This is a genomic window from Pseudomonas sp. 2995-3 (assembly GCF_002742565.1).
GTDB classification, from domain to species: domain Bacteria; phylum Pseudomonadota; class Gammaproteobacteria; order Pseudomonadales; family Pseudomonadaceae; genus Aquipseudomonas; species Aquipseudomonas edaphica.
Genome location: NZ_LJSB01000233.1, coordinates 1 through 260, shown reverse-complemented (window position 1 = coordinate 260; position 260 = coordinate 1). Strand labels below are relative to the sequence as shown.

1 protein-coding gene is annotated in these 260 nt (G+C 40.8%); it reads right to left on the bottom strand.

Annotated features, from left to right (window positions below; translation table 11 throughout):
- On the bottom strand, positions 1–260 hold a 260-nt coding region (locus AOA62_RS24610), incomplete at both ends, for a PQQ-dependent sugar dehydrogenase (RefSeq protein WP_143521909.1).

Below are 260 nucleotides of genomic sequence, written 5' to 3'. Positions count from 1 at the left end.
TTCTTCTACCGTATCAATATGGTCAAATTCCTTTTCTCTGTTGGTCCACTTCAATGTTAACGTCTGAGGATCACAAGGATCAGGCTCAAAGGAATCAGATAGAGCTCCCAGACCTTGCGTACCAGCCATAGAATAATGAAGATAGAACAGACCATTATTTGAAAAATTGGGATGAAACGCTAGGCCAACCAAACCACGTTCATCATAGCCACCTTTAGAACCTAGCTGAATTACTCGATGGCGAATATCTAAAAAATTCC